Genomic DNA, 25,212 nt, shown 5'->3' on the forward strand with positions numbered 1-25,212 from the left:
CCTGGATGCCAATTACTCAGCTCTTCCTTATGCGTCCGTATTCTTTTCTGATTGCTGCGTCTTTGCTTACGGCCGCCCCGGCGCTGGGCCAGCAGCCCGCCAAAGGCTGGGCACCCATGAGCAGTACGGCGCTGGCCCAGGACTACGCCCGCCGCGGCGAGCACGAGAAGGTGGTGTTTCTGTTCGAGAAGCTCTCGACGGAAGAGCAAGCCAGCCTGGCCGTGTTCCCAATTTACTTGAGCGCGCTGCAAGCTCTGAAGCGCTACAAGGAGGCCGAGAAAATAGCTAAGAAAGCGGTGAAGCTGCACCCGGAGGATGCCTCCATGGGCATCGCCCTGGGGGGAGTGTATGCCGCGGCCGGCGATAAAGCAGCGGCCGATAAGCAGTGGCAGAAGGTGCTGGCCCAGCTCACTACCGCCCAAGTGGTGCCGGTGGCCACCGAGTTTGGCCGCCGCGAGTTGCCCGAATGGACCGAGCGCACCTACCTGCGCGGCCGTACCCTGGCCAAAAACGACACCGAGTACGCCCCGCAGCTCATCCAGCTCTATACCCAAACCCAGAACCAACCCCAGGTGCTGGCCGAAACCCTCCACCTCGTAGCCCAGGACGAGAAGCAGCTGCCCTTTGTGCGCAACATGCTGCAAAACGCCCTGCGCGAGGAAAAAGACTTCGACGCACTGGAAAAGATGCTGCTCACTGCCACCCAGGAGCACCCCGACCAGACGGCCTACAGCGAACTGCTGCTGTGGCTGCAGGTGCAGCGCAAGGACTTCAGCGGGGCCTTGGTGCAGGCGCGGGCGCTGGACCGCCGCAGCCAGAGCGGCGGCGTGCGGGTGCTGGAGTTGGCCGCCATCGCCCAGCAAAATAAAGATTACGAAAGCGCCATCGACGGCTTTGCCTACGTGGCCAGAGAATACCGCAGCGGCCCTTATGGCAACCTGGCCCGCCAGCGCCTCCTGCAGGCCCGCGAGGCCCAGGTGAATACCACCTATCCGGTGGACTTAACCAAAGTGCGAGCCTTGGTTGCCGACTATGAGCAGCTGCTGACCGAGCTGGGCCGCACGCCCGACACGGCGCCCGTGCTGCGCAACCTGGCCAACCTTTACGCCTTTCAGCTCGGCGACCGGCCCAAGGCGATGACCTTACTGCAGGAGGTCATCGACATGCCCCGGGCCAGTGAGGAGGTGATTGACGAAGCCAAAATCACGCAGGGCGACCTGTATTTGCTGAAAGGCGAACCCTGGGAGGCCACGCTGCTGTATTCGCAGGTGGAGAAGTCGCACAAAGACTCGCCGCTAGGCTATGAGGCCAAGTTGCGCAACGCCCGCCTGAGCTACTACGCCGGTGACTTCAAGCTGGCCCAAAGCCACCTCGACATCCTGAAAGAGGCCACTACCCGCGAAATCGCCAACGACGCCATGCAACTCTCGCTGCTGATTCAGGACAACACCGTGGAGGACACGCTCGGCCTGGGCCTGAGGGCCTACGCGGCTGTGGAGCAGCTGGTGTTTCAGAACAAGATAAAGGAGGGCATTGCGGGCCTCGATGCGTTGCTGGAGAAGTTTCCCGGCCACTCCCTGTCCGACGACACCTACTACCTCAAGGCCCAACTGCAGCGCCGCACCGGCGACTTCCCCGGCGCCATCGCCACGCTGGAGCGCATCACCAATAACCCCAAATACGACGTGCTGAGCGACGACGCGTTGTTCCTGCTGGCCCGCATTCAGGAGGAAGACGTGAAAGACAAGGTGAAGGCACAGGAACTCTACAACCAGGTGATTACCAAATACCCTGGCAGCATCTACGTGGCCGAGGCCCGTAAGCGCTTCCGCCGCCTGCGCGGCGATGGGGTGTAGAAGTAGGGGGAAAAGAACGTCATGTCGAGCTTGCCGAGACATCTCGCGTGCCACCACTAATTCATTTCCCTACTACTGGATTACTGCCACACGCGAGATGTCTCGGCAAGCTCGACATGACGTCCAGTTGTAGCCTACCCAAAAAACACGAACATCAGCGCTAGCACCAAGATGAACGTGCCGTACATCAGCACATCCGTCCCGATGTATTGGCGGTATTTCCGGTAAAAGTCTTGCAGCTTGCGCATTGTGGGCGGCAGTAGGAGAGGGCCGGGGCCAAAGGTAAGCCGGCGGGAATGGGGCGGGGTTTGGTCGTACTTTTGACACCATTTTGACGAAGTATCCGATGCCCATATCCGCGAGTAAGCGCTGGAATTATATCCCCGAAACCGACCCTGCCGTAGCCCACCGCTTAGCGCAGGCCCTGTTCATCGCCCCTGAAATAGCCGCCTTGCTGGTGCAGCGTGGCCTCGACACGCCCGAAGCGGCGGCCGCCTTCTTCCACCCCGACCTGCGCCAGCTGCCCAACCCGCTGCTCATGCGCGACATGGACCGCGCCGTGGCCCGCTTGGCCCACGCCCTGCAGGCCGGCGAAAAAGTGCTGGTGCTGGGCGACTACGACGTGGACGGCATCACGTCCGTGGCCACGGTCATCAGCTACCTCACGCCCCTTTTTGGGGCCGAGCGGCTGCGCGACTACATCCCCGACCGCTACACCGAGGGCTACGGCATCTCGCAGAAAGCCATCGACTTTGCGGCCGATAATAGCTTCAGTCTCGTGGTGGCGCTCGACTGCGGCATCAAAGCCGTGGAGCAGGTGGCCTACGCCGCCAGCCGCGGCGTCGATTTCATCATCTGCGACCACCACCTGCCCGGCGAGGAACTGCCCGCCGCCGTGGCCGTGCTCGACCCCAAGCGCGCCGACTGCCCGTATCCCTACAAAGAGCTGTCGGGCTGCGGCGTGGGCTTCAAGCTGATGCAGGCGCTGGGCGAGCACCTGGGCCTGCCGACGGAGCCGTTGCACGATTTGCTGGATTTGGTGACGGTGAGCATCGCGGCCGACATCGTGCCCATTACCGGCGAAAACCGTATTCTGGCCTCTTACGGCCTGCGCCGTTTCAACGAGGACATTGCCCTGCTGCGCCCCGGCCTGGCCGCCCTGCGCGAGCTGGCCACCCTGCGCGAAGGCCCCCTGGGCATCAGCAGCCTGATATTCGGCTTCGCGCCGCGCATCAACGCGGCCGGCCGCATGGGCGACGCCCGCCGCGCCGTGGCCATGCTGCTGGCCCCCGACCAGCAGGAGGCCCGCTACACCGCCGAGGTGGTGGACCAGATGAACCAGCAGCGCCGCGGTTCCGACCAGCACACCACCCAGGAAGCCCTCGACATGATTGCCGGCGACCCCCTGCTGCAAAACGCCCGCGCCACTGTGCTCTACAAGGCCGACTGGCACCAGGGCGTGCTCGGCATCGTGGCCTCGCGCTGCTTGGACCAATACTACCGCCCCACCGTCATTCTCACCCAGCGCGACGGCAAGGCCACCGGCTCGGCCCGCTCCGTGGCGGGGTTTGACGTGCATGAGGCCTTGGAGGCTTGCGCCCCGTTGCTCGACCAGTTTGGCGGGCACCGCGCCGCCGCCGGCCTCACCCTGAAGGTGGAAAACGTACCCGCCTTCCAGCGCCGCTTCGAGGAAGTGGTGGCTGACACCCTCACCACCGAGCACCTCGTGCGGCCCGTGGAAGTGGCCGCCGTGCTGCCCATCGGCCGCATCACCGAAGAATTTTTCAACGAGCTGCGCCGCATGGAGCCCTTCGGCCCCGGCAACCCCAACCCGGTGTTTGCCTCGCGGCGCCTCATTGCCGTGCCCCACAGCGCTCGCATTGTGGGCCAGGGCCACCTCAAGCTGCGCCTCGCCTCGGCCGACGCTCAGGGACCGGCCGTGGACGCCATCGGCTTCGGCCTGGCCGACTACCTGCCCCAGATTGAGGAAGGCCAGCCTTTCAGCGCCTGCTACACTGTGGAACTGAACGAGTACCGCGGCCAGCGCAGCGTGCAGCTCCGCTTGCTGGACGTGCGCTGGGAGTAGGAAACCTCGTTTCTTCCTTGCGAGCAGGCAGGAATCGCTGTTATTCCGGTTTGGGCGTGGGCAGCGGGGTGAAGTAGAACAGCGTCTTTCTGGCCACTGAAGCCAGCGACGATTGGGTGACGTGCTTCAGGTAATTGCCCCGCACGAACAGCCAGTACGACGCTGGCCGGCTGAGCAGTTCGATGTATTCGAACGTTTCGAGTCGGGTGAGGCGGTGGTCTTCGTAGCGCTCCAAAAGGACTTTGCGGCCCTTCGCATCGTAATAGGCCACCTTCTCCAACTCAACGCCGAAGCGGCGCTTGACGACCTGTCTTTTGACAAGGCCGATGCCGCTGGGCGTTTTGACGCCGGAGTAGTCGATGTTGCCGCTGAAGGATGTTGCATAGGTTTTCACTCGGTGGTGCAGCCCGCCAAAGGTCCCTTTGGACGACTTAAAAAAGCCCATGTGCCCTTCGGCCTCCGTGCGCAGCTTGCCTACTAGGCGCAGTAGCGAGTCATTGGCAGCGGCATAACGGTCTTTTTGAATTTGCGCCAGCGTTTCGGGTGCAGGACGGGGCGGGACGGTCTGGGCCTGAGCCACCGTGCCAGCGGCCAGAAGCAACGTGGCGAGAAGGAGAAATGACTTCATTAAGTAGATATGAAAGGGCAGAATTTTGAAGGGAATATTCTGCCACAAGGTACTGTGCAGCCCTACTTCCGCATCACCCGCCACACCCACCACAGCAGCGGCAACTGCAGCGGCAGCCGGCCCCAGGCCACCCACCCGGGAATGCCCAACTGCTCGTGAATGAGCGCCATGTACACATTGGCCGGAAACACAGCGAGCAGCAGCGTCAGCAGGCCCCAGCCGGCTATGCGCCGCGTGGCATCAAACAGCAGCCCCAGGCCGCCCAGAATCTCGAAAACCCCGCTCACGTACACCAGTGCCAGCGGATTGGGCAGCTGTGGCGGCATGATGGCCAGGTAAGTAGCCGGGTGCACAAAATGCCAGATGCCAGCCAGCACAAAGAGCAGGGCCAGCGCGTAACGACTGAGACGGAGAAGCATAGGGCGTAAAAGTCGCGCAGAAAAACCCGGCAGAAGCGCGCCGCGTTTGCGCAATAGAAAAGCCCGGCAACTGAGGAATCTTTTGCTGCTCAGCGGTTGTCACTGACGCACGGCCAGGGTCTACGGCTCACCTTGCCTAACGCCCGTTAGCAATGTACTTTTGTGTCATCATTTAATCATTCCCACCGCCCCATGCAAACCGCCACATCCTCTAGTATTTACCAGTTGACTGAAGAACAGCTTGCCGTGCGCGACGCGGCCCGCGATTTTGCCCAGAGCGAACTGTGGGCCGGCGTGATTGAGCGCGACGAGCACCAGAAGTTCCCCACCGAGCAGGTGAAGAAAATGGGTGAGCTCGGCTTCATGGGCATGATGGTGAGCCCCGAATACGGCGGCTCCGGCCTCGACACCGTGAGCTACGTGCTGGCCATGGAGGAAATTTCGAAGGTGGACGCCTCCTGCTCGGTCATCATGAGCGTCAACAACTCGCTGGTGTGCTGGGGCTTGGAAAAATACGGCACCGAGGAGCAGAAGCGCAAGTACCTGCCGCGCCTATGCTCCGGCGAAATCATCGGCGCATTTGCCCTGAGTGAGCCCGAAGCCGGCTCCGACGCCACCAGCCAGCGTACCACCGCCGAAGACAAAGGCGACCACTACCTGCTGAACGGCACCAAAAACTGGATTACCAACGGCACCACCGCCTCGGTCTACCTCGTCATCGCCCAAACTCACCCCGAGCTGAAGTCGCGCGGCATCAACGTCCTCATCGTCGACAAGGACATGCCCGGCTTCATTCAGGGCCCGAAGGAGAACAAGCTCGGCATCCGCGGCTCCGACACCTGCTCGCTGATGTTTACCGACGTGAAAGTGCCCAAGGAAAACCGCATCGGCGACGACGGCTTCGGCTTCAAGTTCGCCATGCAGGTGCTGGCCGGCGGCCGCATCGGCATTGCCTCGCAGGCCCTGGGCATTGCCTCCGGCTCGCTGGAGCTCAGCCTGAAATACGCCAAGGAGCGCAAGGCGTTCGGCGTGGAAATCGCCAAGCACCAAGCCATTCAGTTCAAGCTGGCCGACATGGCCACCAACGTCGACGCCGCCCGCCTGCTCTGCCTGCAAGCCGCCTCCGATAAGGATGCCGGCGCCGATTACGGCAAGTCTGGCGCCATGGCCAAGCTCTTCGCCTCGAAGGTGGCTATGGACTCGGCCGTAGAGGCCGTGCAGATTCATGGTGGCTACGGCTTTGTGAAGGAATACCACGTCGAACGCTTCATGCGCGACGCCAAGATTACCCAGATTTACGAGGGCACTTCGGAAATTCAGAAAATTGTGATTTCGCGGGATATCCTCAAGTAAGCCCCGAATTGCCTAAAATTCAGATTCATTGCACAAAACCCAGCCACTTTTTGGCTGGGTTTTTAGTTTTTGTGAATTTCAAGGTGTTATCTTGCACTGCGATTTGTACGCATCCGTGTAAATCGTATCGCTAAAAGGCCGCATTGGCACCTCGAATTATGGAAGATTACAATAAAGTCATTGAATCGTTGGGCGTCCGCTACATCAAAGCGAAGAACCTGGTGCTGCACCAGCCGTTCACCGTGCGCAACTCCTACGACGTTGGTAATAACCTTATTCTGCTACACAAAGGGCGCCTGACTTTCGGCGAAGAAGAGATGGTGGTGGAAGAAGGCGAAATGCTCTTCATTCCCGGCGGCCGCCCCACCCGCGTGAGCTACGGCGTGGACCAGAAAAACCGCGTCATCACCAACGACGACCTCATTACCAACAAAGACAAGTTTTTTCACTCCAACGACAACCTCGACCTCATCGGCGAAGCCGAGGAAAGCCACAGCTTCGTGAGCTTCGAAGCCAAGGTGTTCGATTCGGTGAACTTCTTCGCCTCGCTCGACGTGCCGGCCTTCCTCATCTCGGGGCAGCAAAAGCTGGCCAACCTGGTGATTAAAGTGGTGGAAGAGAGCATTCAGGACCTACCCGGCCGCGAGCGCCTCATCAACATCTACACCGAAAACATTGTGGTGGAAGTGGTGCGCTACGTGCTGCGCAATAACATGTTTGTGGAGCAGCTGGCCACCAACAGCACCTACTTCAAAGACCCGCGCCTGATTGACCTGTTCAACTACATCAAGGAGAACCTGGGCGGCGACCTGTCGAACAAAGTCCTCTCGGGCGTGGCCAACGTGAGCGAGGACTACGTGGGACAGTATTTCAAGATGCTGACCAACATCAACCCGCAGGACTACATCGAATACCAGCGCATGGAGCGCGCCGTGTTCCTGCTGCGCACCACCAAGAAAAGCATCCGCGACATCGGCAAGGAAGTAGGCTACAAAGACACCGCCTATTTCTGCCGCCGCTTCAAGATGATGTTCGGCATCCCGGCCGGCAAGATGCGCCGCCGCGAGTCGGCCATGAACATCTAAACGCTATCAGTCTCACCGTTGAACAAAAAGCCCTGCTTCAAACGAAGCAGGGCTTTTTGCTTGGCCTATGTAAGCGTCGATAAGGTAATACTTATCAAGGCGAGGTATTTCAAATGCAAAGTGGAGAAATGCCTCATGGCTGCTTGCGGTCAAAACGCCCCTCGGTTACTTTAATAGTCTTTGTTGGGTCGAGGTTGCTGACGGCAGTGAACTCAAAAGAGCCGGCAGCTATACGTTTGACCATCACATTGCTTATGTCAACATATGTCAAATTAACAACTCCTTGGTGCTGTGTGTCAGTATAGTAGACTTCACTTGCATTGTCTTTGGGAAAGAAAGCAGCATAACTTAGGCATTGATAAGGAGACGCCGCAGGTAAAATCGGGGTTGACTTATTCAAAAGGTAAGGCCCGACCAATAATTGATTTTTGTAATCGGGCACGCTGTTTAGAAAAAGGTGCAGGCTGCCTTCCCGGTCGCCGAACTTTCCATTTAGGCGCAGGTAATAGGCGCTATCGTAGGCAAAGCCGCCGCCCATGCCTTCGACCTTGCCCAAGCCGCTGCCGTAGCCCGAGGCCACGAACACCTGACCGTTGATGCGGCAGCCGGCGGTGTTGGCCCCGGTGTGGGTGGCGGCGGGCAGCCCGGCCTCGGGGTCGTCCTTGGAGCAACTGCTGGCGGCAATTAGTAGCGTTAGCAAGAAATACACGGCAGGTTTCATAGGGAAGTAATGATTGAGAGGGACCAAGTCTAAATGTAGATTTGTATAGGCACGAATCGATTTTTAAATACTCCAAAATCCGACTTTTAAATTGGTCATCTTCACGCCTATCCAGTATTCAAAAACAGGCTCAGGTTACCTTGGCGAAGTAAATCGACCGCCTAGAAAAGGACTTTAGAGATTTCGTGCTGCTCTGCCACCATGGTACACTGGCCACAAAAAAGCCCCGCTTCAAATTTGAAGCGGGGCTTTTTTTAGTTCTTTAAAGTAGCTTATTCGATGCTGCGAAAGCCGTCATCTTTCGAGCGCTGGCCGTGGTCGGTGAAGGCTGAAGCACCGGTGCTCGTTTCCGAACGGCCGCTGCCAGACTTGATGCCTGCGTTATCGGCGCTGCTGCCGCTGCCGTAGCTGGAGCCGCTGCCACCGTAGCGACTGCCGCTGTTGCCATAAGGCGAGCCGCTGTCGGAGCGGCTGGCGGCGCCGGAAGCCGATTTGCGGCTCGTGGAGGCATCCGGAGCCTGGTAGCCGTAGCTGCGGCGGCCGTAGCTGCCGGTGTCGCGCTGCTTGCCGTAGTTGTAGCTCGCGCTGTCCGAGGACGACGAGGACTTGCCTTTTCGCAGGGCCAGCCAGCCCAAGCCGGCGGCCAGAATGGCACCGCCCACTACTTTTTGGGTGGTGCTGAGCTCGTTCACGCGGGCCACGGCGCGGTTGCCGAGGTCTTTCAGGCTCTGAGGCAGTTGGTTCACGCTGTCGAGCACGCCAGAGTCTTCAATCCATTTTTTGCCGCTGTTCAGGGCGGTGTCGAGTAGGGTGCCGTCCTGGGCGTTGGTTTGCTGGCCTTCGCCTTGGCGGTCGGTGCCGGCGTTGGCCGTGGTTTGGCTGCTGGCGTCCGGCGTAGCTGACGTGCTTTGCGCGCTGGGATTGGGGGCCGACTTGCGCGAGGAGGCCGAGGCGCCGCTGGCCGTGGCCGAAGTATTTTGCGAAGTGCGGCCGGCGTCGGCGGCGTTCGGCGTACCGAACTGGTCTTGCTGGTTATCCATGATAAGGAGACGGGAGGGAATGTGGAAAGAAAGGAAGAAGGTGCTTCCGCACGTAGCGGGCAAGCGTGGGTTTTATTCGTAATCGGCAGCCGGGAAGTTGCATGAAGCGGGCTTTATTTTGGTGAAGGCCCAAATTCCATTGGCGCAAAAAAGCCTTGCCGATTTTGCGGCAAGGCTTTCTGAATGAACTGATAACGGAGCGGTGGGCTAGGAGGGGCGGGCGTGGCGCGGCAGGGGACGCAGCACGTAGTCGGGGTTGGCCAGCACCACGCGGCGGGCTTCTTCGCGGGCTTCCACTTCATACTTGTTGAGGTAGTAGCCCACGCGGGCCGACTCGACCAGGTATTTCCAGAGGAAGGGCAGCAGGCCGTGTTCGCGGTACTGGCGCAGGTGCACGGCCTCGTGGGCCACCCATTCGGCATCGGCCAGGAATTCTTCGCGGGAGGTGCCGCTCAGGTGCACCGTCTGGCCCACCACCATGGCCACGCGCGGGGCTTTCAGTACCATGCGGGCAATGCGGGCCAGGGGAGAGCCGGTCCAGGTTCGGGGAGTTTGCATAAAGCAAGATAGCGAAATAGTTGAGCCGCGCTATTACGGCAAAGCTCGAAGCATGGTTGCAAACAGAAAGAATAATATTGGTTGAATTAATTGTGCTTAATAAAGAATATTTGAATTTTTCTTGTAAAAAGTGCGGTGCTTATGAAAAGTTTAACCTAGCTTTACCCAACGACCTATTCCAACGCGAATATAAATTTCCCGGTCCGACTTCTTTTCTACTGCTTTTCACTTGGCCCAACACGGCTTCGCCTATCGCCTAAGAAATCTACTAGCCCGGCTCTTTTTGCGCTTCTGCAGAAACCCGGATTTGTGCCCCAACCCCTAACGACGGACAATGAAAAATACGATTCTGTATTGCCTCGCCGCTGGCTCCCTTGCTCTCTCCTTCTTCTTTGAACGCGCCCCCGATGCTTCGGCGACGGCCCGTGCCATGGCGGCACCGGTCGCGGCCGAAGCATCGCTGCTTCCGGCCCTGACGATGGACGAGCCTGCTCTGGTAGCTAATCGCGGCGGCGGTACGCCCGCCAACACGCCGGTCGAAAAGCCCGCTGCGCCCACCGCCGCCGAACTGGCTGCCTCGCGCGACTCGCTCACCTACCACTACTACGCGCAGACCCTGGGCCTGCACCTGGCTTTCAACGAGAACAAGGACCTGCTCCGCACCGTCACCGATTGGATTGGCGCTCCCTACTCCTACGGCAGCAACTCGCGCCGCGGCACCGACTGCTCGGGCTTCGTGACCCGCGTGTTTCGTGAGGTGTACGGCATCAACCTGATTCACTCGTCGCGCGCCATGTTCAGCACCACCAAGCGCGTGGCCAAGAGCGAGATGGAAACCGGCGACCTGGTGTTTTTCCGCCGGGGCAAGGGCCCGATTTACCACGTCGGCATCTACCTGAAGGACGGTAAATTTGCCCACTCGGCCACCAACGGCGGCGTGATGGTGAGCTCGCTCAATCAGCCTTACTACCACCGCAACTTCTACGCCGCCGGCCGCGTGCGCGCCGCCAAAGCGGCTGATGAGGCGTTGGTAGCCGCTGCTACCGTTCCCACGCAGGAATAGGTTTCGTTTGCCATCATGCAAGGCATAACGCCCGGCCCCATCGGCCGGGCGTTTTTTTTGGTCCATTCACCAAGTAAATGAGGCCGTTGGCGGGAAAATTCATCGGAAGCTTATGCAGAAAGCGGCATATTGTGATTAAACCCCGGGCAGCCGTTTGGGTCTAGGGTAAACCATTGGGCCAGAAGTAAAAAGCGGCAGACTTCGGCAGTGGATTTCGGTTTCAATTTTTACGCGCTTGCTTATGAATCGTAGACATTTCCTCCATCGAAACGCCGCCGTAATGAGAGCCCCGGCCGTGGCTGTGCGGAAGGCGCCCGCCGCCACGCAGCAGGACCCGCCCGAAACCGTGAGCCGCTACGCCAACAAGGTGCTGCCTACGTTCGCGTCGCGCCTCACCAGCACACTCACCCCCTACACCGGCACCTGGGGCGAGGCGCAGGCCGCGCACCTGCTACGCCGCTGCTTGTTTGGCCCCACCCGCCCCGAGATTCAAACGGCCGCCGCTTCCACCCTCACGGCCGTGCTCAACGGCCTGCTCACGGCCCCCGCCACCGCGCCCGACCCGCCGCTGAATGTATCCACTACCGACACCAGCGTGGCCATCGGCACGACCTGGACGGCAGAGGTGTTCGACCAGAATTTTGAGGGGGTGCGGCGCACCTCGCTGCGCGACTGGTGGCTGGGCCAGTTGCTGACGCAAAACACCTCGCTGGCGGAGAAAATGACGCTGTTCTGGCACAACCATTTCGTGGTGGAGTTTGGCGACATCAACGATGCCCGCATGGGCTACGAGTACTGCCGCCTGCTGCGCCAGCACGCGCTGGGCAACGTGAAGCAGCTGGCCAAGGACGTGACCGTGACGCCGGCCATGTTGCGCTACCTCAATGGCAACCAAAGCGTGGTGGGTGCCCCCAACGAGAACTACGGCCGCGAGCTGCTGGAGCTGTTCACGGTGGGCAAGGGCCCGCTGATTGCGGCCGGCAACTACACCAACTACACCGAGGCCGACGTGCAGGCCGCCGCCAAAGTCCTCACCGGCTGGCGCGACCAGGCCGCGCCGGTGGGCAGCTACTTCACCGCCAGCCGCCACGACACGACTACCAAGACGTTCTCGTCGGCCTTCGGCAATGCCACCATCACCAGCAGCGGCGCTACGGAGTACCAGAGCCTCATCAACCTGATTTTCCAGCAGGCCGAGACGGCGCGCTTCATCGTGCGCAAGCTCTACCGCTGGTTTGTGTACTATGTGATTGACGCGCAGGTCGAAACCGACATCATTCGGCCCCTGGCTACGTTGCTGGTTTCCAGTAATTTTGAAGTGGCGCCGGTGCTGCGCACGCTGCTCAGCTCGGAGCATTTCTTCGATGTGCAGAATCAGGGCTGCCTCATCAAGAACCCGCTCGATTTCACGGTGGGGCTGTGCCGGCAGATGCAGGTGGCGTTTCCGCCGGCTTCCGGCGCGGTGGCGCAGTACGGCATGTGGAATTACCTGAACGCCGTGACGTCGCTGCAGCAGCAGGTTATCGGCGACCCGCCGAACGTGGCGGGCTGGGCGGCTTACTACCAGACGCCGCAGTTCCACGAACTATGGATAAACGCTGTGACGCTGCCCCGCCGCAACCAGATTACGGACCTGCTCATCGGCTCCGGCTACACGCGCAACGGCGTCAAGATTGTGATTGACGTGCTGGCGCTCACGCAGTCCTTCCCGGCCGCCACGGCTTCGGATTGCAACCTGCTCATTGCCGAGTATGTGAAGCTGATGGTGCCCATCACCCTCACGGCCAACCAGCTGGCTTTCCTGAAAACGGCGCTGCTGCCGGGCCTGCCCGATTTTGAGTGGACCGTGGAGTGGCAGCAGTACCTGGCCGCGCCCACCAACACGGCCAAAAAAGCCGCCGTGACCACCAAGCTGCAAGCCATGCTACGCGCCCTGATGGGCCTGGCCGAGTATCACCTTTCTTAAGCTGTTAGCTGACAGCTGCTAGCTGTTGGCTCTCGCAAATTCTCATTCGTCAATTGAAGCTGCTGGCTAATGGCTAACAGCTCCTAGCTAACGGCTTATTTATGAAACGTCGCGAATTTCTACAAACCACGGCTGCGGCCGCTGCCGGCACGGCTTTTTTGAGTGGAATGCCGGTGGGAGCCTACGGGTACTCGCCCGAGCTGGCGGCCCTCACCAATGCCACCACGCAGTCGGATAAGGTGCTGGTCATCATTCAGCTGCAGGGCGGCAATGATGGCCTGAACATGATTATCCCGCTCGACCAGTATTCGGCCCTGATGGCGGCGCGGCCTAACATCGCGCTGCCCCAGAACCAGGTGCTGACGCTCACCACGGCCACGGGCATTCACCCGGCCATGGCCTCGCTCCAGAACCTGTACCAGAACGGCAAGCTGGGCGTGGTGCAGAGCGTGGGCTACCCCAGCCCCAACTTCTCGCACTTCCGGGCCACCGACATCTGGACTTCGGGCTCCGACTCGAACGTGACCTGGAACACCGGCTGGGCCGGCCGCTACCTCGATGGCGAATACGCGGGCTTCCCCACCGGCTACCCCAACACCCAGAACCCTGACCCGCTGGCCATCAGCATCGGCTCGGTGGTGAGCAACTGCGTGCAGGGCCCCAGCGTGAACATGGGCATGGCCATTGCCAGCACGTCGTCGTTCTATCAGCTGTTGAGCGGCGGCGTGGACGCGGCCCCCAACACCCCCGCCGGCCACGAGCTGACGTTTATTCGGCAAGTGGTGAGCCAGACGCAGGTGTACACCACCACCATTCAGGCGGCGGCCCGGCGCGCCCAGAACCTCTCGCCGCTCTATCCCGCCGCCGGCCAGAACTCGCTGGCCGACCAGCTCAAAATAGTAGCCCAGCTGGTGGCCGGCGGCCTGCAAACGCGCATCTACGTGTGCACGCTGGGCGGCTTCGACACCCACACGCTGCAGGTGCCCGCCACGGGTAGCACTACCGGCGGCGCCCACGCCACGCTGCTGGGCAAGATTGCTGAGGCTGTGAACGCCTTCCAGGACGACCTGAGCCGCCTGGCGGTGCAGGACCGGGTAGTGGGCATGACCTTCTCAGAATTCGGCCGGCGCATCAAGGCCAACTCGGGTTTCGGCACCGACCACGGGGCCGCCGCGCCGCTGTTCGTATTCGGCACCAAGGTGAACCCCATCGTGCACGGCGCCAACCCCACGCTGCCCGCCAATGCCGGCGTGAACGACAACATCCCGATGCTCTACGACTTCCGCAGCATCTACACCAGCATTTTGCAGGACTGGTTCCGGGTGACGCCGGCCACGCTCACGCAGCTTTTCGGCCGCAGCTTCCCCTACGTGCCCGTGCTGCGGCCCGGCGCGCTGGCGACGGCCAAAACCCAGGACGTGGCCGATTTTACGGTGTATCCCAACCCCGTGGCGCGCGACGGCCGCACCACCGTGGCCTACGACAGCGCCGGCGGCCACGTGCAGGTGGTGCTGCTCGATGCGCTGGGCCGCGAAGTGCGCCGTTCCGTTGACCGTGTGCTGGCCAGCGGCCCGCAGTTCCTGCCGCTGGACCTGAGTGGTTTGGCTCCGGGAGCTTACCACTGCCAGGTGCGCGAAGCCCAACGGACGGGCTCGCGCATCGTGGTGGTCGAGTAGGCCGGCAAAGCATCAGGAAATAACCGACAATGGATTTGGCTGACCAAGAAAAGGTTAGTTGAATCCATTGTCGGTTATTTTAAATGAATGTATCGAAAAAGGTAGACGGCGCCCGGGGTTTTGCGTAGAGGATTTTCCGGGGCAGGCGCCCCGTTTCCCTTCATTCCTCCTTCAAAAATCCCTTCTTTCTATGGAAGCGCAAATCGAACAACAACTCGAAAAAATTCTGCCTGAAGACCTTGCCCGGACCTTCGAAAGTGCCTACCACGTATTCCAGGGTAACCACGACCACATGGACGACCTGCTGAAAAACGGCGGCATCCTCCTGCGCAAGGCCACCCGGAATTTCACGCCCACTCAAATGATTCTCGGCATCGCGGCCCTGGCTGCCGTGGCTGTGGTGCTCATCAACCGCGCCACCGATGACGACCACGAAGGCGAAGCCCACGACGTGAGCAAAGACGACAACAAGCGCCAGCTTGGCGATAAAGACAAGAAATAGAATAGGTTCGACCCCGAACCCAGAAAAGCGGTGCCAGCCCAGGCGCCGCTTTTTTTATGCCCTGCCCGCGCTGGTTGGGCTAGCGAATATTGACGACAACCGGCACCACCAGCCGCACCGCCACGGGTTGCCCGCGCTGCCGGCCGGGTTCGAAGCGGGGCAGGCGCAGCACCGCCGCCAGCACTGCCTCATCCACGGGCCCGCTGATGCTTTGGCGCATCACGGGGCGGGTCACGCGGCCGTCGGGCTCTACCACGAAGCTGACCTGGCCGTCGCCGTTGGTGATGTGCTCGGGGTAGGCAATCAGCTCCTGCAGAGTTGCTTGCACGGCGTCGGGGCCTGGCCGGCCGGGCAGGGTGGGCATTTGCTCAACCTGACTGTATACTTGGTTTTCGGGCACCGGGGGCGCCGTGCCGGCGGGTGGGGCCGGCGGCCGGAACCAGATGTTGAGGGTTTGGTACACGGCCACGGGCTGGTCGTCGTAGCCCAAGGCAGGCTGCCAGCGGGGCATGGCGCGCACAAAGCGCAGGGCCTCGTCGTCGCAGCTGGCGCACAGGGAGCTTTGGACCTCGCAGGCACCTAGCCGGCCATCGGCCTTAAGCACCGCTCGCACAGCCACGCGGCCCTGCAGGTCGCGCTGACGGACCTCGGCCGGCGTGGTCAGGTTCTTTTCGATGTACTGTTCCAGCGCCGCCTCGCCGCCGGGGAATTGCGCCTGGCGGGCTACCTCATTAGCAGCAAATACGTGGCGCGGCGACAGGAACATTACCGGCAGCGTGAGCAGAGTGGCTACGGGCTGGTTGTAAAAGCGGCCGGGCACGAGGCGCGGCAGGCGCCTGACGGCGGCCAGCGCAGCCGCGTCGCAGGCGGGGTTGAGGGACTGCACCACGGTGGCCTGCCGCCCCACGCCGCTCACCCCAATGACGACGCGCACGAACACGCGGCCCTCCACGCGGCCCTCGCGGACTTCGGCAGGCAACTGCACAAGCTTCTGCACGGCTTTCACCAACGCTACATTGCCCCCGCCGCCGGGCAGGGCGGGCATTTGCTCTACCTGGCTGAATACTTGGGTGGTATCGACGGCGTACTGGCCGTAGAGCTGCGCGACGGCGGGGCGAGCCAGACCGGGCAATAGCAGGAAAAGCAGCAGCGTGAGCCGCACCCCGGCGGGGTAGGCTAGGCGGCAAGCCGGTCTGAAAATGCGGGCATCCATACCGCAAAGGTATTGCAGACGCAAAACGACGGGCAATACCTGCGCGGGGCCAGCTATTGGGCCGCGGGCGGTGCTGCCACGGCAACTACGGGGAACACAATGGGCAGGCGCATCTGCACGGGCACGCGCTGGCCCTGCTGCCGGCCGGGCAGCAGGCGCGGCATCTTCTGCACAGCCGCTAGCACCGCACCATCCGGCCCGCTGCCGATGCCGGTGTCAATATAGCCATCCTTGAAAAGGCCATCGGCGCCAATGGTAAAGGCCACTACTACCCGACCCTTGCCACTTCTGGCCACGGCGGGATTGGTGCGCAGTATCGAGCGTTGAATGCCTTCGATAAGGGCCTGGCTGCCCCCGCCCGTGGGCAGCTGCGGCAGCTGCTCCACGTTGGTGTACACCTTCGCGGGCTCGGTGGAGGTGCTGGACGAGGGCGCGCCCTGCGCGGCCACGGTAGCAGGAGCCGTTGGCGCAACGAAGCAGCTCAATACCAGCAAAGCAAAATGACGGGTTTTCATGGCAAGGCCAAGGGGCGGTTTGAACTGGCAGAAAAAGGATTAGAGACGCAATGTTTTGCGTCTCGTCGGCCGCGCCGTTTGAGTGTCGGGCGGGCATCGTTCAACGACGAGACGCAGAATATTGCGTCTCTAATCCATAATAACTTATTGGCCTTGCAAGGTCCAGGCCGTGGACACGCGCGGATGGGCCTCCTGCACCGAGCGCAGAAACACCAGCTCGTCGAGCTGACCAACGCGCCAGGTTTCCAGCATATTGTTGTAGAAGGGCGAGCCGGGGTTGCCGCTCTGCCCGCCGGGGTACACGCCGTAGGCGCGCACCTGCGGGCCCAGGGCCACCACCATGCGCCAGCTGGGGCCGTTGCGCTCCGAAGTGGCGTTCACGATGCCCGCGCCGCCGCCGCAGTCCACGTCCATCTGCCCGAAGCCGGGGAGCTGGAGCAGGTGCAGAATGTCGGTGCTTTTCTGGCTGGCCCAGCGCCACTTGGGCGAGAGCGGCCCGAACTTGCGGGTGAGCGAGTCGGTGGCGAAGCGCAGGCTTTGCAGCGCCAGCTGCGGCAGCGTTTCCTTGGCCGGCGTGCGCCGGTCGTCAATCCACGGCGAAGTTGGTTCGCTTAGAATCAGGTTGTTGGTGCGGTCGCGGGCGGGGTAGCGGTAGGCCGGGCCGGTGGGGTCGGTGGGGAAGTCGTCGTCCCAGAGGCGCTTCACTAGGTCATTATACCAGAGGTTGAACACGCTGGGCCCGATGGCGTCGGCGGTGTACTGGTAGCGCCAGCGGCGCATTTCGGCCAGCACCCGGCCTTCAGGCGAGTCGGGAGTGGGCGGCGCGGCGCCGGCCGCTGGCTCGCTCACCAAGGCCAGCATTCGCGGCAGAATGAGCTGGGCGTTGAGGTCGAGCACGTCGTTCTGGAGCTGGCGCAGACTGTCGGGCGTCACCTGCGTCATGGCGGCCAGGCGCTCGTTGATGCGGTGGCCGCGCTCGTAGTTGGCGTAGGTCCAGTTCAGGTAATAGGGATAGTCGGGCCCGGCCGAAAACTGGTTGGCCGAGCTCACGAAGCCGCGCGCCGGGTTCTTCACGTGCGGGTTCTGGGCGGCCGGAATCCAGCCTTGCCAGTCGTAGGCCGGGTCGGTGCCGTCGAGGATGAACTTGCCCTGGTCGCGCCATTTCAGCGGGAATCGGCCGTTGGGCCAGATGGCAATATCCTTTTCATTATCAGCGAAAATGAAGTTCTGGGCCGGCGAGCCCCATGTAGTCAGTGCAGCCGTGTAGTCGGCGTAGGTGCGGGCCCGGTTGAGCCGGTAGAGCGTCATGATTTCGTCGGCGCCGTCGTGGGCCGTCCAGCGCATGGCGTGGGCAATGGGCGTCTGGTTCAGGAAAGGCTTTTCAGGCTTGTCGTACACCACCGGACCGTGGTGGGTGTAGAGCACGGTATCGAGCCGGTCGGGCTGGCCGCGCACCTTGATGCGCTCCACCACGCGGCGCACCGGCTTCCAGCGGCCGTCGTGCCAGTATTCGCGCTGGGTGTTGTCCTTGAATTTCAGCTGGTAGAAGTCGAGCACGTCGGCCGCCACGTTGGTCACGCCCCAGGTCGCGTTTTCATTGAAGCCGATGATAACCGTGGGCGCGCCCGGAATGGTGACGCCGTACACGTTCACGCCCGGCGCGCTCAGCTGAATCTGGTACCAGATGCTGGGTAGGTTGAGTTGCAAATGCGGGTCGTTGGCCAGCAACGGGTAGCCGGAGGCCGACTTCGCGCCGCTCACCGCGAAGTTGTTGGAGCCCAGCTCGGCGTCGGGCTCGTCACGCAGCTGCTGGGCCGCGTAAGCCGCCTCAAACGACTTCGGCACCGGCGGCGCGGCCAGCGGCTTGAAATCCAGCGGTGTGCCCACCGGCACAATGGGGTCTTCGCGGGTGGGGTAGTCCGGAAACAGGTCCTTGGTCACGGCCGGGCCGTACTTGCGCAGGATGTTGCTCATGCGCAAATCGTCGGTGCGTCCGCTCAGGTCCCAGGCCATGTACTTGAGCAGCAGCGCACATTTCAGCGGCTCCCAGGGCTCGGGCTGGTAGTCGAGCAGCTTGTACTCAAACGGCAGCGTCTTGGGGCTGAGCTGACCTATATAAGCATTCACGCCGTCCGAATACGAGGTGAGCACCGTGCGCGTGGTGGGGTCGGCCATCATCGTCTTCAGCGAGTTTGCCGCGCCGAAGGGCAGGCCCATGCGCCGGAAAAACTGGTCGGTTTCGAGCCGGGCCGGGCCCACGATTTCGGCCAACCGGCCGGCGGCCACGTGGGTCACGAAATCCATCTGCCAGAGCCGGTCGCGGGCCGTGAGGTAGCCTTGGGCGAAGTACAGGTCGTGGTCGTTTTGGGCGAAGACGTGCGGCACGCGGTGGTCGTCGTAGCGCACCGTCACGGGGGCCTGCAGGCCGGGCAGGGCCAGCGTCTGCTGGGCCGGGAAGTCGCCAGCCACCTCGCCGTTTTGCCAGAAGCCGCGGTAGGGGCTCAGCAGCTTGCCAAACGGCGGCACCGTGCCATGCGGCGTGTTCAGCGCCCACACGAGCGTGAGGCTGGCGGCCAGGGCCAACAGGGCTTTAAGCATGTTCGTTGTCAGTTGCTGGTTGTCAGTTGTTAGGTCGCTGGCCAAAAGCAAAGGCCAATTAACGACAATGTCGCCAATTGGCCTTCACCTAATGGTGTAGCGTCAACTCAACAACCGCTTTCTAGGCAAGCGGCCTAACAACTGACAACTAAAAACAAACAACTAAACTCATCGGAGCGCCACCTCGCGCACCAGCCCGCCGATGCCCCAGACGAGCAGCTGCTGACGCACGGCTTCGGCCTCGGGCTTCTCTCCGAACTGGCCCACGAGCACGCGGCTGCGCTGGCGGCCATCGAGCAAATCCTGCGACACCTCCACTTTCAGGTCGGGCATCAGGGACTTGATGCGGGCCTGCACAGCCACGGCGTTGGCCGCATCCACAAACGAGCCAGCCTGGATGAGGAACCCGGCGGGGCAGCTCACCACTTCGGCAGCGGTTACCACCTGGCCTTTGGTGAGTGTGGAAGCGGCAATGAGGGCGCCGTGCGCATCTACCGAAGCCGAATCAGACAGTACGGCCGGGCTGGCCGGAATCGAGTAGGTAGTGAAGGCGGCGTCGGGGTTGGGGTCGGCGGCGAAGAGGGCGGCCAAGTTTTCGGGGGTGGTGGCGGGGCCCAGGGGCGTTTCGTCGGCCACCACTTCGGCTACCACGGTGGCGGCGCCGCACTCGGTGATGCCCAGCGGGCGGGCGGCAATTTCCGAAAGGTCGAGGATGCGCTGGTGACGGAAGGGGCCGCGGTCCGAAACGCGCACCACCACCGATTTGCCGTTTTTCACGTTTGTGACGCGCAGCCGGGTGCCGAAGGGCAGGGTTTTGTGGGCGCAGGTGTATTTGAAGCGGTTGTAACGCTCGCCGCTGGTCGTTTTCCGTCCCTGAAACTGACTGCCATACCAGGAGGCCCGGCCGCGCAGCACGGTGGTGCGGGCGCTAGGGGCGGAAGCTGCGTTGGTGGTGCCACCGGTGGTGGCGTGCGCCGGAGCGCTCAGAAACGACAGCAGAAAGAAGAAGCAACTGGAAAGGACGAGTACAGTAGAGCGGCGAAATAAAATCATGCGTTTTGCAGATGGTGAGCAAAACAAACATAGGGCTACCCGCCGGGGCAATTGCTAAGTTTCCCATCCTGCTACCAAGCCAATTGGTCAAAAAATTGTCCTTTTTCCATAAAACTTGCATTTAATTAATCTTCATGTTGGCCCGAAAAGTAGCCGTGAGGTTGTCTCAAACTATATTTTGCCGAAACCGGGTCAATCCATTGCGCAGGTGCAAAAATTAGATTATGCGACGGGTATAAAATTTGGGCATTGGCCGCCCGGCTATCTCCGAAACCCGGTTGCAAAAGTCCGGTTTTATTCGTAAGTGCAGTGCCGGCTGCCGGGGCCCAAACCGTACCTTTGTCCCATGGATTTTGGCCGCCTGCCCGACCTGCGCTACGTTGATTTTCGGCTGCCGCCCGACCACCCCGAGACGGCCCGCGTGCTGGCCAAGGCCCGCGCCACGCAGCCCGCGCCCGCCCGCCTGCACGTGGGCTGCCCCATCTGGACCAACAAGGAGTGGCTGGGCAGCTACTTCCCCGCTGGCATCAAGGAGCCCGATTACCTGCACTACTACGCGCAGCAATTCAATAGCATCGAGCTGAATACCACCCACTACCGCATTCCGGATGCGGTTACGGTACGCCGCTGGCGCGAGGCCGTGGGGCCGGGTTTCAAGTTTTGCCCCAAGCTGCCGCGCAGCATCAGCCACGAGCGGGAGCTGTTTCAGGCCGACGACCTGGTGGTGACCACGGCGCGGGCATTCGAGGGGCTGGGTGAAAACCTGGGCTGGGCATTCCTGCAGCTGCCGCCGCACTTCGGCCCCGAGCACTTGCCGCGGCTGGAGCGTTTCCTGCTCGACTTTCCCGAAACCGTGCCGCTGGCCGTGGAGCTGCGCCACCCGCGCTGGTACGCCGACCACGGCCTGGCCGACGCCGTATTCGCCACCTTCGAAGCCCTGAACAAAACCCTGGTGATAACCGACGTGGCCGGCCGGCGCGACGTTCTGCCCATGCGCCTGACCACGCCCGTGGCCTTCATTCGTTTCAACGGCCATGGCCTGCACAGCACCGACTACCAGCGCGCCGACGCCTGGGCCGAACGCTTGGCCGCCTGGGTAGCCCAGGGTATCCACGACATCTACTTCTTCATTCACCAGAAGGACGTACGCCACGCCCCAGTGTTCGCCCAATACTTATTGGAGAAGGTGCGCCTGCTGACCGGTATTGTGGTGCCGCCGCCGTTCATCATCCCACAGCCGGTGCAGGGCAATTTGTTTGGGTTTTAACAGGGCTTTTCAATGCGCTAAAACGTCATGTCGAGCGCACGCGAGATGTCTCGGCTGCGCTCGACATGACGTTCTGTTTGAAACTCGTCAGGAACTGACAGGCTGCGCCAGCAGCGGGCCCAGCACCTGCCACACGTTTTCGGCCAGGATTTTCTGGCCGGCGGGGTTGGGGTGCACGCCGTCGGGCAGGTTGAGTTCGCGGCGGCCCAGCACGCCTTGCAGCAGGAAGGGCACAAAGGGCAGGCTATTTTTCTCGGCCAGGGTACGGAACAGGGCTTTGAACTCGGCCGCATAGTGAGCGAGGCGGTGGCCGCCGAGCGGGCCCAGGTCGAAGGGGAATTCGAGGCCAGCCAGCACGATTTGGGCCTGCGGATACTGGCGGCGCACGGCGTCGATGATGAACTGCAGGTTCTGGGTGGTTTCGCGCACTGGGATGCCGCGGATGCCGTCGTTGGCCCCCAGAGCTAGCACGAATACATCGACCGGGTGGCGGGCCAGTACCGAGGCCAGGCGCTGCCGGCCGCCGGCGCTGGTTTCGCCGCTCACGCCGTAGTTGTAGGCTTTATAGGAAAGGGTTTGCTCGTCGAGGCGCTGCTGGAGTAACGCGGGGAAACTTTCGGAAGCGCGCAGGCCGTGGCCCGCGGTGAGGCTGTCGCCGAAGAAGATGATGTTTTTCATATTGTGCTGTTTCAACAGCACGGAGGCCGTTTTCGTGCCCGTCAGGGTGGGCTGTTTGGGAAGATGGAATGCTGGAAAAAGGCCGTCATGCTGAGCGTAGCCGAAGCATCTCTACCGCGAGAGTAAACGAGTTACTTGCGCGGTAGAGATGCTTCGGCTACGCTCAGCATGACGGCCTTTTTATCCTTGAAAAACCCAGTAGTCCCAGCCTACTCCACCACTTCCAGGATGGTGCGGAACGAGACGTACTTGCCCGCGAAATGCTTTTCCATATCCGCCCGAAGAGCCGGGGCGCAGATGTTCTGGTAGTCTTCAAGCTGCTCCAGGCCGATGCAATAGTATTGCGCGGCGTAGGTGATGCCGCCCTCTTCCTCGTTGAGCAGGCGCAGGAGCTGGCTTTTGAGGAAAAAGCCGGTTTCCATCACCTCGGGCATGTGGGTGGTGCGCATGTAGTCGAGCCATTCCTCGGCGGCGGAGGGCTCAAGGCTGCTGGTGACGTTGTAGAGAATCATACTTCGTATGGTGGATTGGTGGGGTGGTGGATTGGTGGATTGCGTGGGGTGGTGACGCAAGGGCATCGTCCACCATTCCACTAATCCGCTAATCCACTAAATCAAACGCGCATGGCGTCGAACTGAAAATCGGTGATACGGGCCTGAATATCTTTGGGTAAAAGCTTTTCCGACGCAGCGGCCTGGGCCAAGGCGGGCAACTCGGCATCGCCGGCCAGACGCAGGCTCAGGATTTGAGGGAGGGTGAGCTGTTTTTCGAGGGACGCGAAGCGCTGGCCGCTCACTTCAAAATAGCGCTGGCGCACCTCGAGCCGGCAGATGCGGTCCTGCAATTGCAGGGCGTAGTGCTGGCGCAGCATCACGAGCACGCCCAAGCCGATGACGGCCAGCGCGGCCACCGTGAACCACAGGCGGGCAATCTGGTCGTCGTCGCCGGCCACTTTGGTATAGCGCAGTACGGCGTAGCCAGCCATGAGCAGGGCTAGGGGCAGCAGCACGAAATGGTGCCACGGGTAATACATGGTGGTGTTTTTGGTGGGGGTGGCCATGCGGAAGGGGGCGTTTGAGGGAGGCGAAAGTAGGGGAGAGAGGCGGAAAGCCGGGCAATAAAAAACTCCGGCCGGAGCCGGAGTCTTTCAGTAGATACGACGCGCTGGGGGCGTGGTTACTTCATTTCCTTGGCACGTTTTTTTTCGGCCTTGGCCATGTCGCGGGCGGCGCGCTCCTGCTTCTTGGCTTCGGAAGCGGCCTGGCGCTGCTCTTTGAGCTGGGCTTTCTGGGCTTTTTCCTGCTGACGCTGCTCGCGGAGCTGCTTCTTCAGGTCGCTTTGCTGGTTGGCGTTGTCTTTGAGCTGGCTGCGGGTGTCGCGGGCGGCCTGGTCGGAGTTGTTGGTTTGCTGCTTCTGGGCCTCGTAGGTGGCTTTGGCGTCGGCAGCGCGTTGGGCCTGCTGCTCGGGGGTGAGCGGCGTGGCCATGGCCGGGTCGGCGGTGGGGGCCGGAGTGGTTTGGGCTGAGGCGGTAAAAGTGCTGGCTACGGCGGCGAACAGGGCAGCCGCGAAAAGGAGAGATTTCATGGGAGGGAAGTGAATCAGCTACCTGCTGACTGCTCCCTCAAACGCAGGGCCGGGGCGGAAGTTGGAATTTGATTTTCAATTCCTTTATTCTTCTACATAGTTCAGGTCCTTGCCGTAGCTCTCGGGCAGGGTGCTCACGGCCCAGAAAGCCACCACCAGCGTGAGCCCGCCCAGCACCGCTGCGCCCGGAATGAAGCCCAGCTGCCCGCTCAGATACTTGAAGGCCGGCACCAGCCCCACCACGGCGCCGCGCGCAAAGTTGGGCGCGGTGGTGGCCACGGTGGCCCGCAGGTTGGTGCCAAACTGCTCGGCCGCCACCGTCACAAACAGCGCCCAGAAGCCCACCGACACGCCCAGCACAAAGCACACGCCGTAGAATGTGGCCGGCGAAGCACCCTTCACCCCAAACAGATACACGGCCACCAGCGTGGCGCAGAAGCCCAGAAACACCTTCAGCGCCTTGTTGCGCGAATGCCAAACTTGGCTGAGCGCGCCGCTGAAAAAGTCGCCAAACACCAGCCCGAAGTAGCACCAGAACACCGCCAGCCCGGCCGTGACCTCGCCCGTGAGGCCCAGGGCCTTGCCAAACTCCGGCGCCAGCGTGACGAGAATGCCCACCACGAACCACAGCGGCACCCCAATCAGCAAAATGCGCAGGTACTTGCCCAGTCGGGCGGGCTTGGTGAACAGGCTGAGAAAATTGCCGCGCGCCACCCCGGCCTGCGCCTGCACCTGCTCAAACATGCCCGACTCGAACACGCTCACCCGCAGCAGCAGCAGCGCCAGGCCCAGCCCGCCGCCTACGAAATAGGCCTGCCGCCAGCCAAACCCGGCCACCCAGTAGCCCAGCATAGCCCCGCTCACGCCCACGGTGGCCACTATCATGGTGCCGTAGCCGCGTTTTTCCTTGGGCAGGCTTTCGCTCACGAGGGTGATGCCCGCGCCCAGCTCGCCAGCCAGCCCGATGCCTGCGATGAGCCGCAGCCAAGCGTACTGGTCGATGGTCTGGACGAAGCCGTTGGCGATGTTGGCCAGCGAATACAGTAGAATGGAGCCAAAGAGCACCGAGAGCCGGCCCCGCTTATCGCCCAGAATGCCCCACAGGATGCCGCCGAGCAGCATGCCGCCCATCTGCATGTTGATTAGAAACAGGCCCTGGTCGGTCATGGCCGGGGTGCCGGGCGTCACGCCCAGCTCCGTGAGGCTGCTCACGCGCACGATGCTGAACAGAATCAGGTCGTAGATGTCGACGAAATAGCCGAGGGCGGCCACGATGACGGCGGCGCTGAAAAGAGTGGCCTTGGGAATGGGATGGGACGGTTGCATGGCCGAAATGTACTGCCAGCCAGCC

At 61.8% G+C, this 25,212-nt stretch carries 23 protein-coding genes; 9 read left to right on the forward strand and 14 right to left on the reverse strand.

The genetic code is table 11. From position 1 onward, the window contains the following. The first annotated feature begins 29 nt into the window (after positions 1-29). The gene (locus tag Q5H92_RS21225) at positions 30-1,856 is read left to right on the forward strand and encodes a tetratricopeptide repeat protein (protein WP_305013567.1); all 1,827 of its coding nucleotides are present in this window, start codon (positions 30-32) and stop codon (positions 1,854-1,856) included. Positions 1,857-2,202: 346 nt separating this feature from the next. Next, positions 2,203-3,942, forward strand: a complete 1,740-nt coding sequence (gene recJ / locus Q5H92_RS21230; RefSeq protein WP_305013568.1) for a single-stranded-DNA-specific exonuclease RecJ — start codon at positions 2,203-2,205, stop codon at positions 3,940-3,942. A gap of 40 nt (positions 3,943-3,982) precedes the next feature. On the opposite strand, the gene Q5H92_RS21235 is transcribed toward recJ, so the two are convergent. Beyond that, a complete protein-coding gene (locus Q5H92_RS21235; RefSeq protein WP_305013569.1) occupies positions 3,983-4,570 on the reverse strand; it encodes a hypothetical protein in 588 nt (195 codons plus the stop codon). 62 nt (positions 4,571-4,632) lie between these two features. Then, positions 4,633-4,989 carry a DoxX family protein gene (locus Q5H92_RS21240; protein ID WP_305013570.1) on the reverse strand — a complete coding sequence of 119 codons (357 nt, stop codon included), beginning with the start codon at positions 4,987-4,989 and terminating at the stop codon, positions 4,633-4,635. 192 nt (positions 4,990-5,181) lie between these two features. Between Q5H92_RS21240 and Q5H92_RS21245 the strand changes: the two genes are divergently transcribed. Together Q5H92_RS21245 and Q5H92_RS21250 are read left to right on the forward strand one after the other, a co-directional pair. Further along, positions 5,182-6,342, forward strand: coding sequence for an acyl-CoA dehydrogenase (locus Q5H92_RS21245; protein WP_305013571.1), 1,161 nt, complete (start codon positions 5,182-5,184; stop codon positions 6,340-6,342). Between the two features lie 158 nt (positions 6,343-6,500). Continuing rightward, on the forward strand, positions 6,501-7,427 hold the full coding sequence (locus Q5H92_RS21250; RefSeq protein WP_305013572.1) for a helix-turn-helix domain-containing protein: 927 nt from the start codon (positions 6,501-6,503) through the stop codon (positions 7,425-7,427). Between the two features lie 133 nt (positions 7,428-7,560). Here the strand turns inward: Q5H92_RS21250 and Q5H92_RS21255 are convergent, their stop codons facing one another. The 3 genes from Q5H92_RS21255 to Q5H92_RS21265 form a co-directional block, all read right to left on the reverse strand. Then, complete coding sequence (locus Q5H92_RS21255) at positions 7,561-8,148, reverse strand: Riean_0653 family protein (RefSeq protein WP_305013573.1); 588 nt, start codon at positions 8,146-8,148, stop codon at positions 7,561-7,563. 272 nt (positions 8,149-8,420) lie between these two features. Next, on the reverse strand, positions 8,421-9,188 hold the full coding sequence (locus Q5H92_RS21260) for a hypothetical protein (RefSeq protein WP_305013574.1): 768 nt from the start codon (positions 9,186-9,188) through the stop codon (positions 8,421-8,423). Between the two features lie 207 nt (positions 9,189-9,395). After that, positions 9,396-9,746, reverse strand: a complete 351-nt coding sequence (locus Q5H92_RS21265) for a DUF4157 domain-containing protein (protein ID WP_305013575.1) — start codon at positions 9,744-9,746, stop codon at positions 9,396-9,398. 334 nt (positions 9,747-10,080) lie between these two features. On the opposite strand from Q5H92_RS21265, the gene Q5H92_RS21270 reads away from it, so the two are divergent. The 4 genes from Q5H92_RS21270 (at position 10,081) to Q5H92_RS21285 (ending at position 14,953) form a co-directional block, all read left to right on the forward strand. Next, positions 10,081-10,809 (forward strand): C40 family peptidase, encoded by a 729-nt coding sequence (locus Q5H92_RS21270; RefSeq protein WP_305013576.1) that lies wholly within the window; start codon positions 10,081-10,083, stop codon positions 10,807-10,809. Between the two features lie 280 nt (positions 10,810-11,089). Further along, the gene (locus tag Q5H92_RS21275) at positions 11,090-12,775 is read left to right on the forward strand and encodes a DUF1800 domain-containing protein (protein WP_305013577.1); all 1,686 of its coding nucleotides are present in this window, start codon (positions 11,090-11,092) and stop codon (positions 12,773-12,775) included. A 101-nt stretch (positions 12,776-12,876) separates the two neighbouring features. Next, a complete protein-coding gene (locus tag Q5H92_RS21280) occupies positions 12,877-14,451 on the forward strand; it encodes a DUF1501 domain-containing protein (RefSeq protein ID WP_305013578.1) in 1,575 nt (524 codons plus the stop codon). Between the two features lie 190 nt (positions 14,452-14,641). Then, a complete protein-coding gene (locus Q5H92_RS21285) occupies positions 14,642-14,953 on the forward strand; it encodes a hypothetical protein (protein WP_305013579.1) in 312 nt (103 codons plus the stop codon). A 79-nt stretch (positions 14,954-15,032) separates the two neighbouring features. Here the strand turns inward: Q5H92_RS21285 and Q5H92_RS21290 are convergent, their stop codons facing one another. From Q5H92_RS21290 to Q5H92_RS21305, 4 genes are all read right to left on the reverse strand, one after another. Beyond that, entirely contained in the window at positions 15,033-16,166 is a 1,134-nt protein-coding gene (locus Q5H92_RS21290) for an energy transducer TonB (RefSeq protein ID WP_305013580.1), read from the reverse strand. A gap of 53 nt (positions 16,167-16,219) precedes the next feature. Further along, complete coding sequence (locus Q5H92_RS21295; protein ID WP_305013581.1) at positions 16,220-16,681, reverse strand: energy transducer TonB; 462 nt, start codon at positions 16,679-16,681, stop codon at positions 16,220-16,222. Positions 16,682-16,825: 144 nt separating this feature from the next. Beyond that, positions 16,826-19,279 (reverse strand): penicillin acylase family protein, encoded by a 2,454-nt coding sequence (locus Q5H92_RS21300; protein ID WP_305013582.1) that lies wholly within the window; start codon positions 19,277-19,279, stop codon positions 16,826-16,828. 168 nt (positions 19,280-19,447) lie between these two features. After that, on the reverse strand, positions 19,448-20,332 hold the full coding sequence (locus Q5H92_RS21305; protein WP_305013583.1) for a septal ring lytic transglycosylase RlpA family protein: 885 nt from the start codon (positions 20,330-20,332) through the stop codon (positions 19,448-19,450). A gap of 346 nt (positions 20,333-20,678) precedes the next feature. On the opposite strand from Q5H92_RS21305, the gene Q5H92_RS21310 reads away from it, so the two are divergent. Continuing rightward, positions 20,679-21,599 (forward strand): DUF72 domain-containing protein, encoded by a 921-nt coding sequence (locus Q5H92_RS21310; RefSeq protein WP_305013584.1) that lies wholly within the window; start codon positions 20,679-20,681, stop codon positions 21,597-21,599. Positions 21,600-21,686: 87 nt separating this feature from the next. Here Q5H92_RS21310 and Q5H92_RS21315 read toward each other — a convergent pair whose 3' ends face one another. From Q5H92_RS21315 to Q5H92_RS21335, 5 genes are all read right to left on the reverse strand, one after another. Then, positions 21,687-22,277: an arylesterase gene (locus Q5H92_RS21315; RefSeq protein ID WP_305013585.1), complete on the reverse strand. Its 591-nt coding sequence runs from the start codon at positions 22,275-22,277 to the stop codon at positions 21,687-21,689. A 209-nt stretch (positions 22,278-22,486) separates the two neighbouring features. Beyond that, positions 22,487-22,789: a DUF4286 family protein gene (locus Q5H92_RS21320; RefSeq protein WP_305013586.1), complete on the reverse strand. Its 303-nt coding sequence runs from the start codon at positions 22,787-22,789 to the stop codon at positions 22,487-22,489. 101 nt (positions 22,790-22,890) lie between these two features. After that, on the reverse strand, positions 22,891-23,337 hold the full coding sequence (locus Q5H92_RS21325; RefSeq protein WP_305013587.1) for a DUF6526 family protein: 447 nt from the start codon (positions 23,335-23,337) through the stop codon (positions 22,891-22,893). A 116-nt stretch (positions 23,338-23,453) separates the two neighbouring features. Continuing rightward, entirely contained in the window at positions 23,454-23,861 is a 408-nt protein-coding gene (locus Q5H92_RS21330; protein WP_305013588.1) for a hypothetical protein, read from the reverse strand. A gap of 84 nt (positions 23,862-23,945) precedes the next feature. Continuing rightward, complete coding sequence (locus Q5H92_RS21335; RefSeq protein ID WP_305013589.1) at positions 23,946-25,187, reverse strand: MFS transporter; 1,242 nt, start codon at positions 25,185-25,187, stop codon at positions 23,946-23,948. Positions 25,188-25,212: the final 25 nt, after the last annotated feature.

This window comes from Hymenobacter mellowenesis, from assembly GCF_030581005.1.
Taxonomy (GTDB): Bacteria; Bacteroidota; Bacteroidia; order Cytophagales; family Hymenobacteraceae; genus Hymenobacter; species Hymenobacter mellowenesis.